Consider the following 22,216-nt stretch of genomic DNA (forward strand, 5'->3'; position numbering starts at 1 on the left):
TCACATGCAACGGCCCACCCTCATCGTGCTCAAGGCCCTCATCGCCGTGATGCTCCTGCTCCTCCTCTCGTGCCAGCTGTTCCTCGTGCCGGGCACGGCCCGCAACCTCGCGGAGAGCTACCCCGAGCTCGCCGGGCTCGAGGGTCCGGGCATCGTCATCGCCGTGCTGTTCCTCGTGTGCGTGGAGGTCGTGATGCTCTGCGTGTGGCGGCTGCTCTCGATGGTCGGCGAGCAGAACATCTTCAGCTCGGACGCCTTCCGATGGGTCGACCTCATCCTCGCCTCCATCATCGCGGCGACGCTGCTCATCGCCGTCGCCGGGGTGCTCCTGTTCTCCGCTGGCGTCGCGAACCCCTCGGTGCAGCTGCTCTGCGCGCTCGGCATCGTCGTCGGCTCGGGGCTGGCCCTCCTCGTCGGGGTCATGCGCGGACTGCTCACGAACGCGGCCCAACTGCAGCACGACCTCTCCGAGGTGGTGTGATGGCCATCGTGATCGACCTCGACGTCGAGCTCGCCCGCCGCAAGATGTCGGTCGCCGACCTCGCGGCCGCGATCGACATCACCCCGGTCAACGTCTCGGTGCTGAAGAACGGGCGCGCGAAGGCGGTGCGCTTCTCGACGCTCGACGCCATCTGCCGCGTGCTCGAGTGCCAGCCCGGCGACATCCTGCGATGGGTGCCCGACGACGGTGCGGATGCCCCGACCCGACCCGAGTCGACGGTGTCGGCATGACCCTCCCCGTCGTCTCCCCCGCCCGCGGCTGGAGCGACGCCACCGCGGCCTACCTGCTCGATGCCACCGCATGCCCGGTGTGCGCCCGCGATCGGTTGCGCGACGGGCGCTGCCCGACGTGCGGCGCGGCGATCGACGCCGTCCTCGGCGCCGAGCTCGCGGCCGCCTCCGTGCAGGCCGCGAACGCGATCGGCGCCCGGCAGGCGGTCGTCGAACGGATCGCGGCGACCCTCCCGGCCGTCGCGACGATGCAGGCGGATGCCCAGGCGTCCACCGCGACCGCACCGCCGGCAGCCGCGGCATCCGCCGGCGGGGCGCCTGTGCTCGTGACCCCGCCGCCGTCGCGCCGCGAGTCGACCGCGACGGTCCAGTCGGTGCTCGCGGTCGCGGGCGCCGGCCTCCTCGCGGTCGCGGCCGTCGTGTTCACCTTCTTCAACCCCGATCTCACCGACCACGGCGCCCGCAGCGCCATCATCGCGGCGATCACCCTGGTGTTCCTCGGCGGCGCGTGGTGGCTCGCCCGGCGAGGCCTGCGCTTCTCGGCCGAGTCGGTCGGCGGGCTCGGCCTCGTGTTCGTCGCCCTCGACGTGTCGTCGTTCGTCGAGCTCGCGACCGCTCCGGCGAGCGCGTGGTCGGCTGCGGCGGTCGGCACGCTCGTCGGCGGTGCGGTGATGGCGGCGATGGGGCTGCTCGCGGGCATCCGCATCTGGCTCTGGACCTCGCTCATCGCCCTCGCCGCAGTGCCGGCGATGTTCGGGTACGCGGGCGGCACGGCCGGAACCGCGCTCGCCGGGCACCTCGGCACGGCCTTCGCCGCGTTCGCGCTCATCGCGCTCGCCCGTCGTGCGGCCCGGCGCTTCGGCACCGGGCTCCTCGCCGAGGAGCGCACTCTCACCGCGATGCAGGTCGCGGCGGTCCCGCTCGCCCTCGTGCTGCTGCCGTTCGTCGCCGCGTCGTCGAGCACGACCCACTGGCTGCTCGCGTCGGGGGCGTTCGCCGCCGTCGCGGTGCTCGGCGTGCTCTCCGCACGCTACCCGGCACGGGGGCTCTGGAGCACGGTCGCCGGGTTCGCGGGCGTCGTCTCGGTCGCGCTGCTGCCGTTCGGTCTCGGACTCGACCGCGCGGCGGAGCCCTGGATGCTCGTGGTGCTCGTCGGCGGCGCACAGCTCGGCGTCATCGCCGCATGGCTCGCGCTGCCGAGACTGCCCCAGCTCGTGCCCGGCGCGTTCGGCGCCGGCGCACTCGTCGCCGCCGGGGCATCCGTCGTCGCACCGACGTTCGCCGGGATCGTGACGGTGCTCGTGACGCTGGCGGGCGCGCTCTCGCCCGTGCCCGGCGGTCTGCCGCCCGAGAGGCCCGGCGACCTCCTCGCCGTGGCCTCGTCGTGCGCCGCGGCCGCGGTCGGCGCCGCGGCCCTCGCCGTGATCTCGTCCCGCCGGCGCGCACGCGAGACGACCGCGCGCGACGCCGCGTCCGCCTCGGCCGCCGCGATCGCGGTCGACGGCCCGTTCGGCACCGTCTCGGTGCTGCTCGGCATGCTCGCCTGGGTGCAGCTCGCCTGCGTGCCGGCCCTCGCGCTCGGCGTGCGCATCGCGATCGCGCTGGCACTCGTGCTCGGCGTCGCCGCCCTCCTCCGGTTCGTCGCCGTCCTCCGCCGGCGCACGTTCGTCGGCGTCGCGCTGCGCGGCGGTGCCCACCTCGCGATCGTGCTCGGCGCGTTCGTCGCGGGCACGGATGCCTCGACGCAGCCGTGGGCCGGCATCGCGCTGCTCGTCGGGGTCGCCGCCCTCGCACTCGTCGCCCCCGCAGGGCTTCGATTCATCTACGTCGGCGCCGGCTTCGCCTACGCGCTCACCGTCGTCGCGACCGTACTCGGCACGACGGCGCTCGTGGGCATCGCGCAGTGGTGCCTCACGACCGCCGCCGGCCTGCTCGTGGCGATCGTGGCGACGTTCCTGCCGCGCATCGGCGCGCGGTCGTGGTGGGCGATCCTCGCGGTGGCCGCCGTACCGTTCGGCATCGGCATCGCGCAGGTGATGTTCGAGCGCAGCGGGTGGACGGCGCTGTCGACCGGGCTCATGCTCCTCCTCGCCGTCGCGCTCGTCGTCACGAGGCGCCCCGGCCTCGGCATCGCACTGCGCGCCGCCGCGGCGGCGCTCGTCGTGCCGAGCGCCGCGGTGGTCGTGGTCTGCCTCGGCGCCGAGGTGCTCGCCGGCAGCGCCTCGCCGGTCGTGCTGCCCGTCATCGCGGTGCTCGTCGCCACCGTGCTGCCCGCGAGCACGGCGATCGGACGCGCGCTCGAACGCCGCGGGCTCGGCACCGGGCCGTCCCGTGCCGCGCGCATCGCCGTCGAGGTCTCGACGCTCGCGACCGGCGCGATCGCCGTGCTGCTCTCGCTCCTGCGCAGCGCCGCCGGACTCGAGACGACGTTCCTCGTCTTCGTCGTCCTCGGGCTCGGCGCGACGGTGATGGCCGTCGTGCAGCGCCGCCGACTCGGGTGGTGGCTCGCGGGGGCGAGCTTCACGGGCGCGCTCTGGAGCGCCTGGGGCCTCGCCGGAGTCACCGTCATCGAGGCCTACCTCGTGCCGCCGGGGCTCGGCGCTGCGTTCGTGGGAGCGGTGCTCGTCCTCCGCGGTGGGCGCGGCGTGGGACTCGTGGCATCCGGCCTGCTCGTCGCGATCGTGCCGACGCTCGCCGCGGTGGCGCTCTCGATCGCGTCGGGCGGCGGCGCGAGCCTCGCCGCCGACGTGCGCAGCTGGGCGATGATCGGCACGGCGTGGCTGCTCGTCGCAGTCGGGCTGCTGCTCGGCCGGGTGGGCGGCTCCCCCGCCGCTCCGGGGCGCTCCGCTCGCCGCTCGCGACTTCGGGCGCTGCGACCGGCCGTGTTCGCGGCCGCGATCGTCGCCGCCTCCGGGGCAGCGCTGCAGGGCGTCCGCCTCGGCCTCGACGGCGTGCCCGCGATGTCGGCGAGTGCCGTCCCGCTCGTGCTCGTCTGCCTCGGCGTCGGCCTCCTCGGCGGCGCGGCCGCCGTCGTCGCGGCTCGCGCGATCGGCGCCGCAGCCGCACCGGGCTCGGCGCTGTCGCGCTCGCGCTGGCTCGCCGCGCCCGCGTACGTGTTCGTCGCCGTCGCGGCCTGGCCGGCGATCCGTGCCGAATGGCCCGAGATCTGGTCGATGTGGGTGCTCATGCTCGCCCTGCTCGTGGTCATGCTGCTCGGCGCGGTGCGTTCGTTCGACGTGGGCACGAGCCTGCCGCCCGCATCGTTCCTGTTCGCGCTCGCGTTCGTGACGTCGGTGGTCGCGTGGAGCCCCCGCGAGCTGCGCGTCGAGTGGTTCTCGGTGCCGCTCGGGCTCTTCCTGCTCGCGGCGGGCGTCGTCGCCCTGCGGCGCGCCGGCGAGCCGGCGACGACGACCGCATCACCGGACCGAGACTCGATCGCCGCACGGCTCACGGCCTGGCCGGCGGGCCCGCGCGGCTCGTGGGCGCTCCTCGCGCCCGGCCTCGTGGTACTGCTCTCCGCGTCGATCACGGCGACGTTCACCGACCCCCAGACGTGGCGGGCCATCCTCGTCATCGTGTTCGCGCTCATCGCGATCCTCGTCGGCTCGGCCCGCAAGCTCGCGGCGCCGTTCGTCATCGGCATCGTCGTGCTGCCGATCGAGAACGTCGTCGTCTTCGCCGTGCAGATCGGCCGCGGCATCGAGTCGATGCCGTGGTGGATCACCCTCGCCGTCGTCGGTGCGGTGCTGCTCATCATCGCCGTGACGAGCGAGCGGCGGGTCGGCGCCCAGCAGGGCATCGCCGCGCGGCTCGGCGACCTCCGGTGAGGCATCGCCGCGCGGGCTGAGGCCGGCCTCATTCAGCCGGCGCGACGTCGCGCGAGGATCGCGGCGTGCGGGCGGCTGCCCGCGTCGTGGCGCGCGTGCGTCTCGACGACGTCGAAGCCCGAGGCGACGAGCGCGCGTCCCATCTGGCGGATCGGCCAGCCGTACGCGGTCACGACCGCGTGGTCGAAGGGCTCGAGCCGCGCGCCGTCGACGAAGCCGAGGAGGAGCGTCGCCCCGGGCCGGAGGCACCGCGCGAACTCGTCGAGCACGGCCGGCACCGCGCGGGGCTCGGTGTGGATGATCGAGTACCACGACAGCAGGCCGCCGAGCGAGGCATCCTCGACGGGAAGCGAGCCGAGCTCGCCGATGCGGAAGTCGACGTCGGGGAAGCGCCGGGCGGCGATGTCGACGAACTCGGGCACGAGATCGATGCCGACGACCTCCACGCCGCGGTCGTGCAGGAACCCCGTCCAGTGCCCCGGCCCGCACCCGGCGTCGATCGCCCGCCCCTCGATCGTCTCGGACCAGCGCTCGATCAGCGCACGGTCGGGCTCGGCCAGGTCGCCGATCGAGCCGAGCAGCGCCGTGTACTCGCTCGCACGTGCCGCGTAGCCGTCGCGCACCGCCCGCGTCGTCGCCATCAGTCGGGCTCGGCGATCCCGCGAGCGCGAAGCTCGCGGACGAAGCGGAAGTCGTCGTCGGCAGCGGATCCGTGCGGATCGACGATGAGCATCGCGTCCTCCCAGCCGGAGCGCTCTGCCATGTCGAGGGTGACGCCGAGCGACGAACGCCCGCGATCGATCGAGCGCCAATCGGAATCCGCCGCGGACGCCGCGCTGACGACGGCGTGCAGCTCGGGGTTGCGCCGGATGAACCGCGAGGGGTAGCCGCGGACCTCGATCGCGCCGGTGGCCTCGCGGAGGTCGAGCATCCATTCGGGGTCCTCGAGTCGGGCGCGATGCCACTCGATGTAGCGACGCTCGACCGCGGGGTCGGGGTCGTGCAGCTCGGGGTCCAGGATGAGATGTCGGATGCGGCCCGTGAGCGTCACGCGCCGCAGCTCGCAACCGAACACGAACCCGGTGTCCGGCGTGTTGAGGACCCCGTCGACGACGACGTCCTCGAGCACGGCACCGCTCACCGATGCCGATCGGATCTCGAGGTCGGCGACGTGGACGCGGGCGATGCGCGGCCGCTCGCCGGCGGTGCCGGCCCGCATCGCATCGCAGCCGTCGAGCGTGATGCGCTCCGCGGAGACATCCGTGAGCTCGTCGCCTGCGCCGAGCCGGACATCCCTGACGACGGTGCGCGGCGGGGTGCGGCGTGCCCGCTTCCGCAGGATCTCTGCGGCCGATCGAGTCGCGCCGCTGATGAGCGCGTCGAGCGTCGAGTCCTGGTCGCCCGCTGCGCCCGCCCCGCCCTGCGTCTCGACGAGGCCGGTGACCGCGGTGAGCGCCCGCGTGCGGCCGAGGTCGGGCGGCGCCACGATGATGCCATCGCGGACGAGATGGGCGCTCTCGACGCCGTCGGGGAGATCGACCCTGACGAGGAGTTCGCCATCGGAGATCACGACCAGCTGCTGCGGGGCTCCGCTCTCCGCTGCCGTGGAGCCGACGAGCAGGCCGGCCGCGCGCAGGAGCACCCGCCGGATGCCGGCAGCGGCGGCCTCGGTGCCGATCGGCTCGACCGGGGGAACTCGGCGGCGCCGGCGACCGGCGAAGCTCAGCGTCTCGAGCGAGACGAGCGCCTCCGTAGCCTGGGCGTGGTTGCCGACGACGACGCGACCGAGGTCGTCCTCGTCGAGGCGCAGGAGACCGTTGTGCTTGCCGATCTTCGCGGTCAGGCTGCGGACGACCTCGAGCGCGACGAGATCGAACTCGAGGAGCCCGTAGTCGCCGAGCAGGAGGGCGCGATCGCCCGGAAGCGCGAACGCCTCCCGCAGCCCGCTGCGAAGTCCTCCGCCGACCCGCCACGTGCCGTCGTCGAGGTCGAGCACGCCGATCTTCGACGTCGCGCGCCCTTCGACCCACGAGGTGACCAGGTGGCGCGGGCCGAGCACACGGGTCGCGGTGCCGAAGTACCGCGGCGCGTCCTCGGGGATCGGCGCGGGGAGGTCGATCGCCGTGGCGGCGGCCGCTCGAGCGGGGAGGGGCATCACCGCAGACTACGGGACGGGGATGACATGAGGACCGCTCGCCCTCGGCGGATCGAGCAGGAACTCACGTACCCTGAAACCACCGCGGTACGCGCGGACTGACGAAGGGCCTCCCGTGAAGATCGCCGATCTCCGACGATTCATCGCCGTCGCCGAGGAGTTGCACTTTCCTCGTGCGGCCGAAGCCCTCGGCATCCCCCTCGCCTCGCTGTACACCTCGATCGAGAAGCTCGAGACCGAGATCGGGCACCCGCTCCTCACCCGGCAGGCACCGACCCGACTGACCGAAGTCGGCGCCGCGTTCCTCCCCGAGGCCGAGGCACGGGTCGCCGCGGCGCCTCCACCGGCCGAGAAGTCGACGGCGAAGACCGGCGGCAAGGCGAAGGCGTCGAAGGGCAAGGGCCGCGCCCCGATCGTGAAGGGGCAGCCGAAGCCCTACAAGAAGCGCCAGGGGCGCTGACCCGCACACCCGCGACACCTCGGCACTCGTCGTGGGCTGCACCACCTGACACGATGAGTGCATGACGCGATACGCGATCGATGCCGAAACGGCACTCCGTGTCATCCGCGAGGACGTCACGCCGCACGAGGGGCACCGACTCGTCGCACCCGCGGTCCTGCGTTCGCACGTGCTCTCGCTGCTCTACCGCGAGGTGCGCGACGGCAGACTCGACGAGCGCTCCGGCCGCGAGCTGCTCGAACGACTGGCCGCGCTGAAGATCCGCCTCCTCGGCGACCGGGTGTCTCGCGCGGTCGCATGGAAGCTCGCCGCCCGGCTCGACTGGGCCGATACCCCGCTCGCGGAGTACCTCGCCGTCGCCTCGTTGCAGGCCGACGCCTTGATCGCCGCAGATGCCGATCTCGCTGCGGCGGCAACGGGCATCGTGCCGCTGGCGCCTTTCGCGGCGCTCGCCGAGACCGAGTGACCGGCTCGACCTGCGCCCTCGTCTCGAGCGCTCACACTGCACCTCGCACTCAGCTTTCTCACCGCCACCGCACAGCATCACCCGGCATGGGCAGGATACGGTCGAGCGCAGACAGATCGGAGAACCGGACGTGATCGCGAGCGACGACCCCGCCCTCGGCCTCACACTGAGCGGCGGCGCCGCGTTCGGCGCGGCACACGTCGGCGTACTGCACGAGCTCGAGGCCCGTGGCATCCGGCCCGGCATCGCGGTCGGTACCAGCTCCGGAGCGCTGATCGCCGCCGCCTACGCGGCCGGGTTCGACGCGACGCAGATCGAACGCGTCGCCCTCGACTTCCGTTGGCGGCAGATCGCCCGCTGGTCGTTCGCTCCGCGGCTGGGGCTGCTCGACTCCCGTGCGATCGACGACGCCGTCCGGCGCGTGTTCGGCTGCGATCCGCTGATCGAAGACCTCCCGCGACGCTTCGGCGCGGTCGCCACCGACCTCCGCACCCGGCGGGCGGTGATCATCGACCGCGGGCCGCTGAGCGTCGCGCTGCGGTCGACGATCGCGGTACCGGGCCTCCTCGCGCCGGTGCGTCGCCACGGTGCGCTCCTCGCCGACGGCGGCATGGTCGACAACGTGCCGTTCGCCGCCGCCCGCGAGCTCGGCGCCTCGGAGGTCGTCGTCGTGCGCCTGCACGCGAAGTTCGAGAACGTCCGCATGATGCGGACGGTGAGTCGCACCGCCGACCTCGTGCGCGACCCCTCGGTCGTGCTCGTCCAGCCCGAGATGGAGGGCATGGCGCAGTGGACGATGGCCGACGCCCCGCGCCTCATCGCCGAGGGCCGCCGTGCCGCGGCCGTCGCGCTCGACGCCGCATCCGTGCTCGCGTCCGCCTGAGGCCGCGCGGCCTCTCCGTCCGCGCGCTCAGCGCTCCCAGTCGCGGCGCAGCAGCCCGTAGACCCAGCTGTCGGACACGTCGCCGTTGACGATGCAATCCTCGCGCAACGTGCCCTCGCGTTCGAAGCCCAGCTTCTCGAGCACCCGCGCCGATGCGACGTTACGGGTGTCGGTCTCGGACTGCACCCGGTTGAGGTCGAGCGCGTCGAAGGCCCACCCGAGCAGTGCACGGGATGACTCGGTCGCATAGCCGTGACCCCACGCCGACCGGGTGAAGCAGTAGCCGAGCGACGCGCTCCTGAAGTCGGGGTTCCAGCTGTTGAAGGTCGCCCAACCGACGAACGAACCGTCGCCGATCCGTTCGATGGCGACGCGCGCACCGCTGCCCTCCTCCGCCATGCGCCGGCATCCGGTCATGAAGCGTTCGATCGACGCCCGGTCGGTCCACGGGGGCGAGTCCCAGTAGCGCAGCACCTCGGCGTCGCTGTTCAGGGCGAAGAGGGCGTCGCCGTCGGCGTCGGCGAAGGGACGCAGTCGCAGTCGTTCGGTTTCGAGTCTGGGCGTCGGGAGGGTCACCTCGACATCGTCGCACGATCGCCCGCCCGCGCGCGGTTCAGCGGGCGGCGAGGAACCCCTTCACCCGCTTCATGAGCAGTGCCGAGGCTTCGGCGTCGTACGCGTCGAGCGAGGAGTCGGCGAAGAGATGCTCGTCGCCGGGGTAGACGAACAGCTCTGCGTCGCTCGTGGAGCCGACGAGCTCGCGCGCGGCCGGCAGGTCCTCGTCGAAGAACTCGTCGCCCTCCTTGCCGTGGATCTGCACGGGCACGCCCTCGGGCCAGACTCCCCCGAACTCGTCGACCGGAATGCAGGAGTACATGAGGATGGCCCCGCGCGCACCCGGCCGGGTCTGCGCGAGCCGCTGGGCGATCGTCACGCCGAAGGAGAACCCGGCGTACACGAGCTCGGTGCTGAGCTCATCGGCGGCGACCGCGCCGCGCTCACGGAACCTCTCGAACCCGGTCTCCTTGGCGAAGGCGAACCCCTCCTCGATACTGCCGAACGTGCGCCCGCCGAACAGGTCGGGCGTGTGCACGGTGTGGCCGTCCTGGCGCAGCTCGTCGGCGAAGGCCCGCACGCCCTCGGTGAGGCCCTGGATGTGGTGGTACAGCAGCACTTCGGCCATGTCAGCGGCGCCCTTCATCGATTGATCGAATGTTCTGGATCATTCGAGAATGCTAGTCTGTTCGGTCATGGCGGACAACCCTCCCGGCTACGAGCTCGCCGACCGCATGGCGCTGACCGAGCCGGCCCAGGTTCGGGCGATCGGCCACCCGCTCCGCACGACGATCCTGCAGCTCCTCCACGAGCGGGCGGCGACCGTCACCGAGCTGGCGGCGGCCGTGAATCGACCGAAGAGCACGGTCGCGCACCACGTGGACGTCCTCGCACGCAACGGACTGCTGCAGGTGGTGCGTACTCGCAAGGTGCGCGCGATCGAAGAGCGCTTCTACGGTCGCACCGCGCGGATGTTCACCGTGTCGGCCGAGCGGTCGCCGACGGACGAGGAGCCGACGGGCGACTTCAACGACTTCGAGGTCGCGGCGCGCGAATCGGCGGCGGCGTTCGAGAACGGCGAGCTCTGGGGCTTCATCCGCCACGCGCGCATCTCGGAGGACCAGGCCTCGGAGTTCTGGCGCCGCATGGCCGAACTGGTCGAGGAGTTCGACCGGCTGCCGCGGTCGGGCGAGACCGTCTACGGGTTCGCGATCGGCGTCTACCCGACGGAGTATCCGACACTGCCTGCCGAGGAGGGGTGACCGCGGCCGAGGTCTCCGCAGGCGATGCGCCGCTCAGCCCTTCGGGTCGCGCAAGGCGGTCATCGCCTCGAGCAGCGTGTCGTGGATGTAGGCGAGCTCGGGCGAGACCGCTCCCCATCCATCGCCCTGCTCGTCGACGGTCCAGTCCTCCTCCCCGGCCGATTCCTCCCAGGCCGGCTCGCCGTGCTGCCAGATCCACCAGATGTTGGCGCTCGAATCCTGGATGCGAGCGAACCGGGTCCCGAAGAAGTCGGTCGGCTTCGTGATGAGCCGCGCGTCGCGGGCGAGGGCGCGCTCGAGCACCGCGTCGAGGTCGTCGACGTACACCTGCAGCAGGCTCGGAGTGAAGGGCCAGTCCGGCTTGCGCTCGGCGAACATGATGGTCGTGGTTCCCACGCGAACCTCGGCCTGCAGAAGCAGGCCGTCCTCGTCGACGGTGCGGGCCTCCGCGCGTTCCTCGCCGTCGAAGACCTCGACGACGAACCGGGCGAGCTCATCGGCGTCGCTGGTGATGATGAAGGGATTGACCGTGGCGTACCCCTCGGGGGCGGCGGGTGCGGACATCGTGTGCTCCTGTCCTCGTGGTGGATGCGAGGTCATCAGTCCATCACCGAGCGAACGTCACGGTCTTGAACATTCCCGCCATCACCGGCCCGACAGCACCTCGGCCGGCGTTCGGCCGTGGAAGGCTCGCAACGAACGAGTCAGGTGCGCCTGATCCGCGAAACCGCAGCGTGCGGCGCATTCGGCAGGCGGCACGCCCTGCAGCAGCAGGGCGAACGCTTCCCGCGCTCGCGCCAGCTGCTCGATCTGCTTGCGCGTGAGCCCGGTCGCGGCGCGGACCCGGCGCTGACGATGCCGCTCCGAGTAACCCGCGTCATCGCCGGAGAGCATCCGCCGGACGTCGTCGTCGCTCCGCAGCACGTCGAGTTCCAGCAGACGATCGGTGAAGGCCTCGAGATCCTCGAACTCCGGAAACGGCACGGCATGCTGCGCAAGCGCGACGTGCCCGGCTTCGACGACGAGCCGCTGCTCGCCGCCGAGCAGGAGCTGCTTGCTCACTCCGGGCAGGATGGCGTGAGCCTTCAGCTGGATGCCCCAGCTGTGCTCTCCGATGGTCGAGCGGATCCAGCGGTGCCCAAGGGTCGGGCCCGCCAGTCCGGCGAGCAGCTCTCCATCGGGCTCGCGGGCGAACCACAGATCCCAGTACTCGACCGCCGGCACGAGGTAGCGCTCGTCTCGCGTCGCATGCGCCTGCCACACGCACGCGAGCACGGGCGAGTCGGGATGGTGCTCCTCGTAGATGCGCTCCATCCGCGGATCACACGTTGAAGCGGAACTCCACCACGTCGCCGTCCTGCATGACGTAGTCCTTGCCCTCCATGCGGGCCTTGCCCTTCGCACGGGCCTCGGCGACCGAGCCGGTCTCGACGAGGTCGGCGAACGAGATGACCTCGGCCTTGATGAAGCCGCGCTCGAAGTCGGTGTGGATCACACCGGCCGCCTGCGGGGCCTTGTCGCCCTTGTGGATCGTCCACGCGCGCGACTCCTTGGGGCCGGCGGTGAGGTAGGTCTGCAGGCCCAGGGTGTCGAAGCCGATGCGGGCGAGCTGGTCGAGGCCCGACTCCTCCTGGCCGGTCGAGGCCAGCAGTTCGGCGGCCTCCTCGGGGTCGAGGTCGATGAGCTCCGACTCGATCTTCGCGTCGAGGAACACGGCCTCGGCGGGGGCGACGAGCTCGGCGAGCTCGGCCTTCTTCGCGTCATCCGTGAGCACCGACTCGTCGACGTTGAAGACGTAGATGAAGGGCTTCGCGGTGAGCAGGCCGAGCTCCTTGATGGGCGCGAGGTCGACGGATGCCGCGGAGAGGGGCGTGCCCTTCTGCAGCACCTCCTGCGCCTCCTTGGCCGCGGCGAGCACCGAGGGGTCGAGCTTCTTGCCCTTGATCTCCTTCTCGTAGCGCGGGATGGCGCGCTCGAGTGTCTCGAGGTCGGCGAGGATCAGCTCGGTGTTGATCGTCTCCATGTCGGACTTCGGGTCGATCTTGCCGTCGACGTGCACGACGTCGCCGTCCTCGAAGCCGCGCACGACCTGCGCGATCGCGTCGGCCTCGCGGATGTTCGCGAGGAACTTGTTGCCGAGGCCCTCGCCCTCGGAGGCGCCGCGCACGATGCCGGCGATGTCGACGAACGACACGGCCGCGGGCAGGATGCGCTCGGAGCCGAAGATCGAGGCGAGTGTCGCAAGGCGCGGGTCGGGCAGGTTCACCACGCCGACGTTGGGCTCGATCGTCGCGAACGGATAGTTCGCCGCGAGCACCTGGTTCTTGGTCAGGGCGTTGAAGAGGGTGGACTTGCCGACGTTGGGCAGACCGACGATACCGATAGTGAGAGCCACGGGGGCACAGTCTACCGGGGAGCGGCCGGGAGCGAGGTCGGCGAGAACGCCGCCGATTCGTTATGCGAGCGTCGCCCACGTCGGGTGCGACTCGGTCATCATGAGCGCATGAGGATGCTTCGCCTGACGCTCATCGCCCTCACCGCAGTCGCGCTGGCCGGTTGCTCGGCGAACCCGCTCGCGCCGGCGAGCCCGTCGCCGGGCGCGTCGCCGGTCGAGTCGAGCTCGACGCCCGATCCCACCGGGCCCGAGACGGTCGAGATCATCGTCGACGGCAGCGGCTTCAGTCTCGTCGACGCCGACGGCGCGACGACGTTCACGCATCTCTGGCCCGATGAAGTCGCGCCGGCGGTCGCAGCGCTCGCCGAGGCCTTCGGCGCCGACCCCGTGATGTCGCTGCGCGACGGCTCGGGCGGGCACTACGCCGATTTCGATCTCTACACCTGGGGAGACTTCACGCTCGGCGACGCCGTCGGCCTCGAGAAGTCCCGTGACGACTACTTCCTGCCCTCGCTCGTGGAGGTCACCGCGCCCGAGGTCGAGGGCATCGCGGTGCGCAGCGCGAGCGGACCGACCGTCGGCTCACCGGTGGCCGAGGTCGCCCTCGTGACCCCGCTCGTGCACGACGGCACCGACTACCGCGTCGACCCGGTCGACCCGTCGCTCGTGCCGCCCACCCCGGGCGGCGAGACCACCGACATGGTGACGTTGCGGGCCGACGGCAGCGACACGACCATCATCATGCTCACGGCGCCGACGCTCTCGTACCTCCCGTTCTGAGCCTGCCCGCCGGTGCGCGTCAGCCGAGCCGGGTCCGGAAGCAGCGGGTGAGGTACGGCACCTCGAGCTCCTCGGCGCCGGCGACGTCGGGGTGGGTGAGGAGCAGGGTCTCGAGGGCGGCGAGCGTCGACGCCTGCTCCGACTCGCTCGCGGTGATGAAGTAGCTCCGCGAGCGCACGAGGTCGAGGAACCCCGCTCGCGTCATCCGCTTCGCCCAGGCGACGGTGTGCTCCTCGATCGCCCCGAACGGCGGCCCCACCTGCACGTAGGTCTCGAAGGTCGCGCTCGCGTCGTGGCGCTCGTGCATGATCTCGCCGGCCTCGCGCAGCCAGTCGGCGCTCGTGTCGCGCGAGTTCCAGACGAGCCCGAGCACTCCGCCGGGGCGCAGCACGCGCGCGATCTCGGGGATCGCCCGCTCGGGGATGAACCAGTGCCACGCCTGCCCCGCGACGACGGCGTCGACCGAGGCATCCTCGATGGGGATGTCCTCGGCGGTGCCGAGGATCCGTGGCACGCCGGGCACCGCGATCTCGAGCTCTTCGAGCATCTCCTCCACCGGGTCGACCGCGATCACCTCGCGGTCGAGCCCGACGAGCGCCTCGGTCAGCTTGCCGGTTCCCGCACCCAGGTCGAGGACGCGCTTCGCGTCGACGACGAGCCACTCGACGGCGTCCGCCGGGTAGCCGGGGCGGGCCTGGTGGTAGACGGATGCCGCAGCGCCGAACGATCTCGCGGAACGCCGCGTCTCGGGGGCTCCGGGGTCGACGACCAGTTCGCCCGGACCTCGTTCGGGAGCGTCGCTCATGGGCTCGTCCTCTCGTCGCGCGGGTCGCCCGTCCATTCCACGCCCGCGCCGTGGCATCCGTCAACCGGAGCCGTCGACCGGACCGGACTCGTGACCCGCCCGGCCCGCCGCCCGCCCGTGTCGGCGAGGCGTGGCACGATGTCCTCGTGCCAGTGGACTTCACCGCGATCGACTTCGAAACCGCCAACTCCTCCGGCGCCTCCGCCTGTTCGGTGGGGCTCGTGAAGGTGCGCGACGGGCAGGTCGTCGACCGGGTGCACTGGTACATACGACCGCCGTTCCCGCATGACGAGTTCTCGGAGTGGAACGTGCGGATCCACGGCATCACGCGCGAGATGGTCGACGGAGCCCCCGACTGGCGCACCCGTCTTCCGGCCCTGCGCGAGTTCGCGGGCGACGACGTGCTCGTGGCGCACAACGCGACGTTCGACCTCGGCGTCATCGCCAAGACCTCGGCCGCGTGGGGCCTCGCGGTGCCCGACTACCGCTCGCTCTGCAGCCTGCAGGTGGCGCGGCGCACCTACCACCTCGACTCGTACCGGCTGCCCGTCGCCGCGATGGCGGCCGGCTTCGAGGGCTTCTCGCACCACGACGCACTCGCCGACGCCGAGGCGTGCGCCGCGATCATCGTGCACGCCGCCGATCGCCACGGCGCCGACGACGTCGAGCGGCTCGCGCACATCACGAGGGTGAAGCTCGGCTCGATCGGCCCCGTCGCCGTCGCCGCCGATCGCGCGACGAACGGGCCGATGGCGCTGCAGTAGGCGCCCCGCCGCACGGCGGCGTCCAGATGTCGGCGGCGCCTGCGACACTCGATGGCATGGAGATCCTGCTGCTCGTCATCGGCCTCATCGTGGGCGCTCTGCTCGGCGCGCTCGGCGTCCGGCTCCTCGCTCAGCGGCGCGGCGCGGCCGCCGGCGACCCGCAGCTGTCCTCGACGATCCGAGACGAGGTGCGCGCGGGCGGCAGCGACCTCCGCCAAGACCTCGCGATGCAGCGCAGCGAGCTGAGCCAGCAGCTCAACGCACTGCAGATGCAGCTCGACCAGCGGCTGCAGTCGACCGCCGTCGCACAGGCCGAGGAGTCGGGGCGCGAGCGCGAGTCGCGCAAGGCGTCGTCCGACGAGCTCCGCACGACGGTCGACCGCTCGCTCATCGAGCTGAGCGAGAAGTTCCACACCTCCTCGAAGTCCTCGCTCGCCGCGCAGAACGAACTCAAGGGCGCGGTCGAGACCCGTTTCGACGCGCTGCGCGCGGCGAACGACGACAAGCTCGAGCAGGTGCGCACCACCGTCGAGAAGCTGCAGAAGGCACTGACCGACGCGCTCGCGGTGAACGCCGAGCGCGTGCAGGCGCTGACCGATGCCAACGCGGCGAAGCACGTCGAGCTGCAGCAGTCGATGCGCGACGAGCTCGACAAGCTCCGCACCGGCAACGAGGCCAAGCTCGACCAGATGCGCGAGACGGTCGACGAGAAGCTCCAGGGCACGCTCGAGAAGCGGCTCGGCGAGTCGTTCAAGCTGGTCAGCGAGCGACTCGAGCAGGTGCAGGTCGGCCTCGGCGAGATGAAGACGCTCGCGACCGACGTGGGCGGGCTCAAGCGCGTGCTCACGAACGTCAAGAGCCGCGGCACGTGGGGCGAGGTGCAGCTCTCGCGTCAGCTCGAAGACCTGCTCACGCCCGAGCAGTACGAGCAGAACGTCGTCATCAAGCCCAACTCGCGCGAGAACGTCGAGTTCGCGGTCAAGCTGCCGGGCCAGACCGACGGCGACCGACCAGTCTACCTGCCGATCGACTCCAAGTTCCCGCAAGAAGACTACGAGCGCCTGCTCGAGGCCCAGGAGGGCGGCGAGAAGGGCGAGATCGAGTCGGCGGCGAAGGCCCTCGAGCGCGCGGTGCTCGCCCAGGCGAAGACCATCGCCGAGAAGTACATCGAGCCGCCGCTGAGCACCGACTTCGCGATCATGTACCTGCCGACCGAGGGCCTCTTCGCCGAGGTCGTGCGTCGCCCGGGGCTCATGAGCAAGCTCCAGAACGAGTTCCGCGTGAACGTGACGGGCCCGGCCACTCTCGCGTCGCTCCTCAACAGCCTGCAGATGGGCTTCCGCACCCTCGCCATCGAGAAGCGCAGTTCCGAGGTGTGGCAGGTGCTCGGAGCGGCCAAGGCCGAGTTCAACAAGTACGCCCTCGTCTGGGACAAGCTGGGCAAGCAGCTGCAGACCGCGCAGAACACGGTTGCGGCCGCCGGGCAGCGCACGCGGGCGATCGAACGCAAGCTGCGTGGTGTCGAGACCCTCGAAGCCGCCGTCACCGATGGGCCCGGCGCGATCGAGGTCGTCCTCGAGGGCATCGACACCGGCGAGCTCGAGGCCGGCCGAGACGCGCTCGACGACGCCCCCGCCGACGTCCTCGCCGACATCGACGACGAGATCCGCAACAGCCTCTGACGCGTCGTCGCGCCGTCCCCTCGCGCAGACGACGAAGCGGGCGTCGGGCCGACGGAGGTCGGTCCGACGCCCGCTCGGCATCCCGGTGCTCAGATGTCGGCGTCGGGCAGCCACTTCTCGATGAGATGGTCGGCGACGATGCGCCGCGACGTGCCCGACTTTCCGCGCAGCACGATCGACTCGGTGCGGATGATCGGGCCCTTCTTGCGCACGCCGTCGACGAGCTCGCCGTCGGTCACACCCGTCGCGACGAAGAAGGTGTTGTCGCCGCGCACGAGGTCGTCGAGCTCGTAGACCTTGTCGCAGTCGAGGCCGGCGGCCTCGCCGCGGGCGCGCTCCGCGTCGTCCTTCGGCGCGAGGCGCCCCTGCATGAAGCCGCCGAGCGCCTTGATCGCGCACGCGGTGGTGATGCCCTCGGGGCTGCCGCCGATGCCGACGCACATGTCGATGCGCGACTCGTAGCGGGCCGCGTTGATGCCGCCGGCGACGTCGCCGTCGCTGATGAGGCGGGTGCCGGCGCCGGCGGCGCGGATGTCGGCGATGAGCTGCTCGTGACGCGGGCGGTTGAGCACGGCGACGCGGAGCTCACCGACCTCCTTGCCCTTCGCCGCGGCGAGCGCGCGGAGGTTCTCGCCGATCGGCTTGCGGATGTCGACCACGCCGATCCCCGAGGCGTCCGTCACGATCTTGTCCATGTAGAAGACGCTCGAGGCGTCGAGCATGCTGCCCCGGTCGGAGACCGCGATGACCGAGAGCGCGTTCTGCCGGCCCGCCGCGGTGAGCGAGGTGCCGTCGATCGGGTCGACGGCGATGTCGCAGGCGGGCCCGCGGCCGTTGCCGACGCGTTCGCCGTTGAAGAGCATCGGCGCCTCGTCCTTCTCGCCCTCGCCGATGACGACGACGCCGTCGAAGTTCACGGTGCCGAGGAACGCGCGCATCGCGTCGACGGCCGCACCGTCGGCCCCCAGCTTGTCGCCGCGCCCGATCCACGGGTACGAGCGGATCGCCGCGGCCTCGGTCGCGCGCACCAGTTCGAGTGCGATGTTGCGGTCGGGGTGCAGGAAGAGGCTGGCGGTATCGGTGCTCACCATCGAGTGGTCCTCCGGGGTTCGTGCGATCGGCCTCGATCGGAGGCCGGCGTGAGAGGGACGATCGTCCGCTTCCAGCCTAGGCACGACCCGGCGAGCGCGGCCGGGTTTTCACTCGATCATCGGTGAAAGAATGTGCATTCTTAATGTCCCGACTCGGACGCGGCGACACCCGCGCCCCACTCACCCGGCGAGCCCGTCGAGCCCACCGAGCCCGTCGACCCCGTCGACCCCGTCGAGCAGGTCGGCCCAGCCGTGCGCGCCGCCGGGCGCCGACCACCAGTGCGCCCGCGCACCGGCGGGCATCCGCCGCACGCCCGGCAGCGGCAGGCCGATCGCGCAGTCGGTGACCGCGGCGAGCACGATCGCAGCCGGCCCGGCGCAGAGCTCGTCGAGGTCGGCGACCGCGTCGATCGCCCGCCGCCCGTCGAGGTGCGCGAGCACCCGGTCGCGCTCGGCGTCCGACTGCGGGGCGAAGCGCGCGAGCATGGAGCCGCCGAGCGCACGCACCGCGGCGGCGACGACCACGCCCTCGGGGGCGCCGCCGATGCCGATCACGGCGTCGAGCCGTGGCCGTTCGGGTCGGGGCTCGCCGACAGCCCCGGGAAGCGCCTGCAGGCTGCGCTCGATGTCACCGTGCTCGAAGGGTTCGACCACCGCACCGGCGGCGCGCACGGCCTCGAGGTACGACCGGTTGCGCGGGCGGTCCTGCACGGCGATGCGGATGTCCCGCGGCGCGACGCCGCGCACGAGCGCGGCGTCGGCGACGAGCTCGGGAATCAGCTCGGCGAACGAGCGGCCCGTCGCGCGCGTCCGCGTGAAACCCGGCAGCCAGGTGACGAGCTTCTCGAGGTAGTGCCCGGGCCCCAGATCGAAGAGCGCCCCGCGCGCCGTCACCGAGATGACGGCCATCGCGCCGGGCCGCCCCGCGGCGGCGAGCCGGGTTCCGTCGACGGGGTCGACCGCGATGTCGATCGACGGGTCGCCGACGGCGGCCCGTCCGAACCGCTCGCCGAGATGCAGCATCGGGGCGTCGTCCTTCTCCCCCTCGCCGACCACGACCCGGCCGTCGACGGGCAGCCCGGCGAGCGCACTGCGCATCGCAGCGACCGCTGCGCCGTCGAGCGCTTCGCCGTCACCGCGCCCCACGAACGGCAGGCACGCCGTCGCCGCCGCGACGATGGCAGGGCGCAGGAGTTCGGCGAGCTCGGAGGCGTTCGCGGCATCGGCGGCGTCGGCCGGCTCAGGCGCGGTCGGGTCGGTCATGGCTCCATCCTGCCCCGCCGCGGCACCCGATGACCGTGCGGCGACGCCACGTGGCATCCGACACCTGAGCGGTGCTCGACAAGTCGATAGACTCGTGCCGAACCCACACTGTCGTCACCGAAGGAGCACCATGCCCATCGCCACCCCCGAGCAGTACGCCGAGATGCTGGACACCGCGAAGGCCAAGGGCTTCGCGTTCCCGGCGTTCAACGTCTCGAGCTCGCAGACCCTCAACGCGGTGCTCCAGGGCCTCACCGAGGCGGGTTCCGACGGCATCATCCAGGTGACCACGGGCGGCGCCGACTACTTCGCCGGCCACACCGTGAAGGCTCGCTCGACGGGCGCCCTCGCGTTCGCGCGCTTCGCCCACGAGGTCGCGAAGTCGTACCCGATCACCGTGGCCCTGCACACCGACCACTGCCCGAAGCCGGCGCTCGCCGACTTCGTCTTCCCGCTCATCGAGGCCTCCGAGGCCGAGGTGAAGGCGGGCCGCAACCCGATCTTCCAGTCGCACATGTGGGACGGCTCGGCCGTGCCGCTCGACGAGAACCTCGACATCGCGAAGGAGATCCTGCCCCGCATGAAGGCGATCAACGCGATCCTCGAGGTCGAGATCGGGGTCGTCGGCGGCGAGGAGGACGGCGTCAAGCACGAGGGCTCGAACGAGGCGCTCTACACCACTCTCGACGACGCGATCTCGACCGTCGAGGCGCTCGGTCTCGGCGAGCAGGGCCGCTACATGGCCGCCCTCACCTTCGGCAACGTGCACGGCGTCTACGCACCCGGCAACGTGAAGCTGCGCCCGGCCCTCCTGAAGGAGATCCAGGACGGCCTGCAGGCCAAGTACGGCACCGGCGAGAAGCCGCTCGACCTCGTGTTCCACGGCGGCTCGGGCTCGACCGACGCCGAGATCGCCGAGGCGGTCGCGAACGGCGTCGTGAAGATGAACATCGACACCGACACCCAGTACGCGTACACGCGCTCGGTCGCGGGCTACATGCTGTCGAACTACGAGGGCGTGCTGAAGATCGACGGCTCGGTCGGCAACAAGAAGCAGTACGACCCTCGCGCCTGGGGCAAGGTCGCCGAGTCGGCGATGGCCGTGCGCGTCGGCGAGTCGACCCGCCAGCTGGGTTCGGCCGGCCAGTCGATCACCTCGAAGTAAGGGCAGTACCGGATGACTCGCGACGAGGCCGCTCAGACGCCCGACGACGGCGCGACGAATGCGGCGGCATCGCAGCCGCCCGCCGCGCCGCCCGCCGACGAGCGGCCTCGTCCGAGGTACGGCGAGTACGCCCCCGAGGGGTGGACGTGGCAGCCGCCCGCCGACCCGTACTCGGGCGGCACGACGCCCGAGCCCGCTGCCGCCGGGCCCGCCGCCGGCTCGGTCCACGGCGCACCGCTCGGCGCACCCGTGCCGACGTACCCGCAGCAGCCGGGCGCCGTCGCGCGCCCGACCGATCGCGCCTGGACGGTCGCGCTCCTCGTCTTCGGCGCGATGGGCGCCGTGTACAACACGCTCTCGATCATCGCGATGCCGTCGAACATCCTCGAGTCGCTCACGCTCTCGGCCTCGATGTTCGGCACCACCCCGCCCGACGAGTTCGCCCCCGGGCCGGCGGTTCCCGTGGCGATCGCCGTCGGGGTGATCGCGCAGTTCGCGCTCTGGGTCGGCGCGCTGATGTGGTCGCGCGCACGCATGCGCGCCGGCGCGAGCTCGTGGTGGATCCCGCTGCTCGCCGGCGTCGCGGCCTTCCTCGTCGTGATGGTCGTGACCTACGTCGTGGCGTTCAGCGACCCGGCGCTCGTCGAGTTCTTCCTGACACCGCCGACGACGGCGCCCTGACGCCCTGACGCGCTGCGTCCGCCACCGCGCCGGCGCGGCCCGCCGCGACGGGTCGGCGGCGTTCGGCCGCGACGCGCGCTCCGGTCGTGCACGGGCGCCGGCGTGTCATCCGCCGTTGCAGACGACTCGTCACGTCGAATCCCTCAGGCGCGGGGCGAACCGGCGACGATCGCTGCCGTCGGGGCGACTCAGGCGTCCGCAGTGCGGCGACCGCCCAGCGCCCGCGCGTCGCGGTTGCCCTGGAGGTCCTTCCGGAGCTCCTTCGGCAGCGAGAACATGAGGTCCTCCTCGGCCGTCTTGACCTCGGCGACGTCGGCGTACCCGGCATCGGCGAGCTCGAGGAGCACCTCCTTCACGAGCCCCTCGGGCACCGAGGCGCCGCTCGTCACGCCGACCGAGGCGACGCCGTCGAGCCACTCCTGGCGGATCTCGCTCGAGTAGTCGACCCGGTACGCGGCCTTCGCGCCGTTCTCGAGCGCGACCTCGACGAGTCGCACGCTGTTCGACGAGTTCGCCGAGCCCACGACGATCACGAGCTCGGCCTCCTGGGCGACCTTCTTGATCGCGACCTGGCGGTTCTGGGTGGCGTAGCAGATGTCGTCGCTCGGCGGGTCCTGCAGGTTCGGGAAGCGCTCGCGCAGACGGCGCACGGTCTCCATGGTCTCGTCGACCGAGAGGGTCGTCTGCGAGAGCCAGACCACCTTGTCGGGGTCGCGCACCTCGATGTTCGGCACGTCGTCGGGGCTGTTGACGAGGGTGACGTGGTCGGGCGCCTCGCCCGCCGTGCCCTCGACCTCTTCATGCCCCTCGTGACCGATGAGCAGGATCTCGAAGTCGTCGCGTGCGAAGCGCACGGCCTCACGGTGCACCTTGGTGACGAGCGGGCACGTCGCGTCGATCGCGTGCAGCCCGCGGTCGGATGCCGCGTTCACGACCGCCGGCGAGACGCCGTGCGCGCTGAACACGATGTGCGCGCCCTCGGGCACCTCGTCGACCTCGTCGACGAAGATCGCGCCCTGCTTCTCGAGCTCGGTCACGACGTGGATGTTGTGCACGATCTGCTTGCGCACGTACACCGGCGCCCCGTAGTGCTCGAGCGCCTTCTCGACGGCGATGACGGCGCGGTCGACGCCCGCGCAGTACCCGCGCGGGGCAGCCAGCAGCACCCGCTTGGCGCCGTCGACCGGGTTATTCTTGAGCCGGCCTCGCACGCTCGGGATTCTGGGCATGCCGAGGTCGATCCGCGGTGC

23 protein-coding genes are annotated in these 22,216 nt (G+C 71.9%); 12 read left to right on the plus strand and 11 right to left on the minus strand.

Annotation, left to right across the window (positions count from 1 at the left end; genetic code table 11):
- Window positions 1–4: 4 nt before the first annotated feature.
- From ACFVTH_RS01140 to ACFVTH_RS01150, 3 genes are read left to right on the plus strand one after another with little or no spacing between them, the layout of a single operon-like run.
- Window positions 5–481, plus strand: a complete 477-nt coding sequence (locus ACFVTH_RS01140) for a DUF2975 domain-containing protein (RefSeq protein WP_387085815.1) — start codon at window positions 5–7, stop codon at window positions 479–481.
- Window positions 481–732, plus strand: a complete 252-nt coding sequence (locus ACFVTH_RS01145; protein ID WP_386940258.1) for a helix-turn-helix domain-containing protein — start codon at window positions 481–483, stop codon at window positions 730–732. The genes ACFVTH_RS01140 and ACFVTH_RS01145 overlap by 1 nt, the downstream gene beginning before the upstream one ends.
- Window positions 729–4,559, plus strand: a complete 3,831-nt coding sequence (locus ACFVTH_RS01150; protein ID WP_387085818.1) for an SCO7613 C-terminal domain-containing membrane protein — start codon at window positions 729–731, stop codon at window positions 4,557–4,559. Before ACFVTH_RS01145 ends, ACFVTH_RS01150 begins: the two co-directional genes overlap by 4 nt.
- 32 nt (window positions 4,560–4,591) lie before the next feature.
- On the opposite strand, the gene ACFVTH_RS01155 is transcribed toward ACFVTH_RS01150, so the two are convergent.
- Together ACFVTH_RS01155 and ACFVTH_RS01160 are read right to left on the minus strand one after the other, a co-directional pair.
- Window positions 4,592–5,200 carry a class I SAM-dependent methyltransferase gene (locus tag ACFVTH_RS01155; RefSeq protein WP_387085821.1) on the minus strand — a complete coding sequence of 203 codons (609 nt, stop codon included), beginning with the start codon at window positions 5,198–5,200 and terminating at the stop codon, window positions 4,592–4,594.
- Window positions 5,200–6,714: a hypothetical protein gene (locus ACFVTH_RS01160; protein ID WP_387085824.1), complete on the minus strand. Its 1,515-nt coding sequence runs from the start codon at window positions 6,712–6,714 to the stop codon at window positions 5,200–5,202. The genes ACFVTH_RS01155 and ACFVTH_RS01160 overlap by 1 nt, the downstream gene beginning before the upstream one ends.
- A gap of 115 nt (window positions 6,715–6,829) precedes the next feature.
- On the opposite strand from ACFVTH_RS01160, the gene ACFVTH_RS01165 reads away from it, so the two are divergent.
- The 3 genes from ACFVTH_RS01165 (at window position 6,830) to ACFVTH_RS01175 (ending at window position 8,523) form a co-directional block, all read left to right on the plus strand.
- A complete protein-coding gene (locus ACFVTH_RS01165; protein ID WP_387085827.1) occupies window positions 6,830–7,174 on the plus strand; it encodes a LysR family transcriptional regulator in 345 nt (114 codons plus the stop codon).
- A gap of 61 nt (window positions 7,175–7,235) precedes the next feature.
- On the plus strand, window positions 7,236–7,640 hold the full coding sequence (locus tag ACFVTH_RS01170) for a hypothetical protein (RefSeq protein WP_387085830.1): 405 nt from the start codon (window positions 7,236–7,238) through the stop codon (window positions 7,638–7,640).
- A 130-nt stretch (window positions 7,641–7,770) separates the two neighbouring features.
- Entirely contained in the window at window positions 7,771–8,523 is a 753-nt protein-coding gene (locus ACFVTH_RS01175) for a patatin-like phospholipase family protein (protein WP_387085833.1), read from the plus strand.
- A gap of 27 nt (window positions 8,524–8,550) precedes the next feature.
- On the opposite strand, the gene ACFVTH_RS01180 is transcribed toward ACFVTH_RS01175, so the two are convergent.
- Window positions 8,551–9,099, minus strand: a complete 549-nt coding sequence (locus ACFVTH_RS01180; protein ID WP_387085836.1) for a GNAT family N-acetyltransferase — start codon at window positions 9,097–9,099, stop codon at window positions 8,551–8,553.
- 37 nt (window positions 9,100–9,136) lie between these two features.
- Entirely contained in the window at window positions 9,137–9,724 is a 588-nt protein-coding gene (locus tag ACFVTH_RS01185; protein WP_387085839.1) for a dienelactone hydrolase family protein, read from the minus strand.
- 49 nt (window positions 9,725–9,773) lie between these two features.
- On the opposite strand from ACFVTH_RS01185, the gene ACFVTH_RS01190 reads away from it, so the two are divergent.
- Window positions 9,774–10,340: an ArsR/SmtB family transcription factor gene (locus tag ACFVTH_RS01190; protein ID WP_387085842.1), complete on the plus strand. Its 567-nt coding sequence runs from the start codon at window positions 9,774–9,776 to the stop codon at window positions 10,338–10,340.
- Between the two features lie 33 nt (window positions 10,341–10,373).
- On the opposite strand, the gene ACFVTH_RS01195 is transcribed toward ACFVTH_RS01190, so the two are convergent.
- The 3 genes from ACFVTH_RS01195 to ychF form a co-directional block, all read right to left on the minus strand.
- Complete coding sequence (locus ACFVTH_RS01195) at window positions 10,374–10,904, minus strand: VOC family protein (RefSeq protein ID WP_387085845.1); 531 nt, start codon at window positions 10,902–10,904, stop codon at window positions 10,374–10,376.
- A gap of 81 nt (window positions 10,905–10,985) precedes the next feature.
- A complete protein-coding gene (locus ACFVTH_RS01200) occupies window positions 10,986–11,654 on the minus strand; it encodes a helix-turn-helix domain-containing protein (protein WP_387085848.1) in 669 nt (222 codons plus the stop codon).
- 7 nt (window positions 11,655–11,661) lie between these two features.
- On the minus strand, window positions 11,662–12,735 hold the full coding sequence (gene ychF, locus ACFVTH_RS01205) for a redox-regulated ATPase YchF (RefSeq protein ID WP_376947333.1): 1,074 nt from the start codon (window positions 12,733–12,735) through the stop codon (window positions 11,662–11,664).
- Between the two features lie 108 nt (window positions 12,736–12,843).
- On the opposite strand from ychF, the gene ACFVTH_RS01210 reads away from it, so the two are divergent.
- Window positions 12,844–13,515: a hypothetical protein gene (locus ACFVTH_RS01210; RefSeq protein ID WP_387085852.1), complete on the plus strand. Its 672-nt coding sequence runs from the start codon at window positions 12,844–12,846 to the stop codon at window positions 13,513–13,515.
- A 19-nt stretch (window positions 13,516–13,534) separates the two neighbouring features.
- On the opposite strand, the gene ACFVTH_RS01215 is transcribed toward ACFVTH_RS01210, so the two are convergent.
- Complete coding sequence (locus tag ACFVTH_RS01215; protein ID WP_387085855.1) at window positions 13,535–14,320, minus strand: class I SAM-dependent methyltransferase; 786 nt, start codon at window positions 14,318–14,320, stop codon at window positions 13,535–13,537.
- A gap of 146 nt (window positions 14,321–14,466) precedes the next feature.
- Between ACFVTH_RS01215 and ACFVTH_RS01220 the strand changes: the two genes are divergently transcribed.
- Window positions 14,467–15,084 (plus strand): 3'-5' exonuclease, encoded by a 618-nt coding sequence (locus tag ACFVTH_RS01220; protein WP_387085858.1) that lies wholly within the window; start codon window positions 14,467–14,469, stop codon window positions 15,082–15,084.
- Window positions 15,085–15,140: 56 nt separating this feature from the next.
- Window positions 15,141–16,766, plus strand: a complete 1,626-nt coding sequence (rmuC, locus tag ACFVTH_RS01225) for a DNA recombination protein RmuC (RefSeq protein WP_387085861.1) — start codon at window positions 15,141–15,143, stop codon at window positions 16,764–16,766.
- Between the two features lie 89 nt (window positions 16,767–16,855).
- Here the strand turns inward: rmuC and glpX are convergent, their stop codons facing one another.
- Together glpX and ACFVTH_RS01235 are read right to left on the minus strand one after the other, a co-directional pair.
- A complete protein-coding gene (glpX, locus tag ACFVTH_RS01230; RefSeq protein WP_386940228.1) occupies window positions 16,856–17,857 on the minus strand; it encodes a class II fructose-bisphosphatase in 1,002 nt (333 codons plus the stop codon).
- 180 nt (window positions 17,858–18,037) lie between these two features.
- Window positions 18,038–19,120, minus strand: coding sequence for a fructose-bisphosphatase class II (locus tag ACFVTH_RS01235; protein WP_387085864.1), 1,083 nt, complete (start codon window positions 19,118–19,120; stop codon window positions 18,038–18,040).
- 130 nt (window positions 19,121–19,250) lie between these two features.
- Here ACFVTH_RS01235 and fbaA point away from each other — a divergent pair, with 130 nt between their 5' ends.
- On the plus strand, window positions 19,251–20,285 hold the full coding sequence (gene fbaA, locus ACFVTH_RS01240; RefSeq protein WP_386940224.1) for a class II fructose-bisphosphate aldolase: 1,035 nt from the start codon (window positions 19,251–19,253) through the stop codon (window positions 20,283–20,285).
- Window positions 20,286–20,297: 12 nt separating this feature from the next.
- Complete coding sequence (locus ACFVTH_RS01245) at window positions 20,298–20,966, plus strand: DUF6264 family protein (RefSeq protein ID WP_387085867.1); 669 nt, start codon at window positions 20,298–20,300, stop codon at window positions 20,964–20,966.
- Between the two features lie 188 nt (window positions 20,967–21,154).
- Here ACFVTH_RS01245 and ACFVTH_RS01250 read toward each other — a convergent pair whose 3' ends face one another.
- Complete coding sequence (locus ACFVTH_RS01250; protein WP_387088668.1) at window positions 21,155–22,195, minus strand: 4-hydroxy-3-methylbut-2-enyl diphosphate reductase; 1,041 nt, start codon at window positions 22,193–22,195, stop codon at window positions 21,155–21,157.
- Window positions 22,196–22,216: the final 21 nt, after the last annotated feature.

The sequence above is a fragment of the Agromyces sp. NPDC058104 genome (assembly GCF_042884835.1).
Lineage (GTDB): Bacteria > Actinomycetota > Actinomycetes > Actinomycetales > Microbacteriaceae > Agromyces.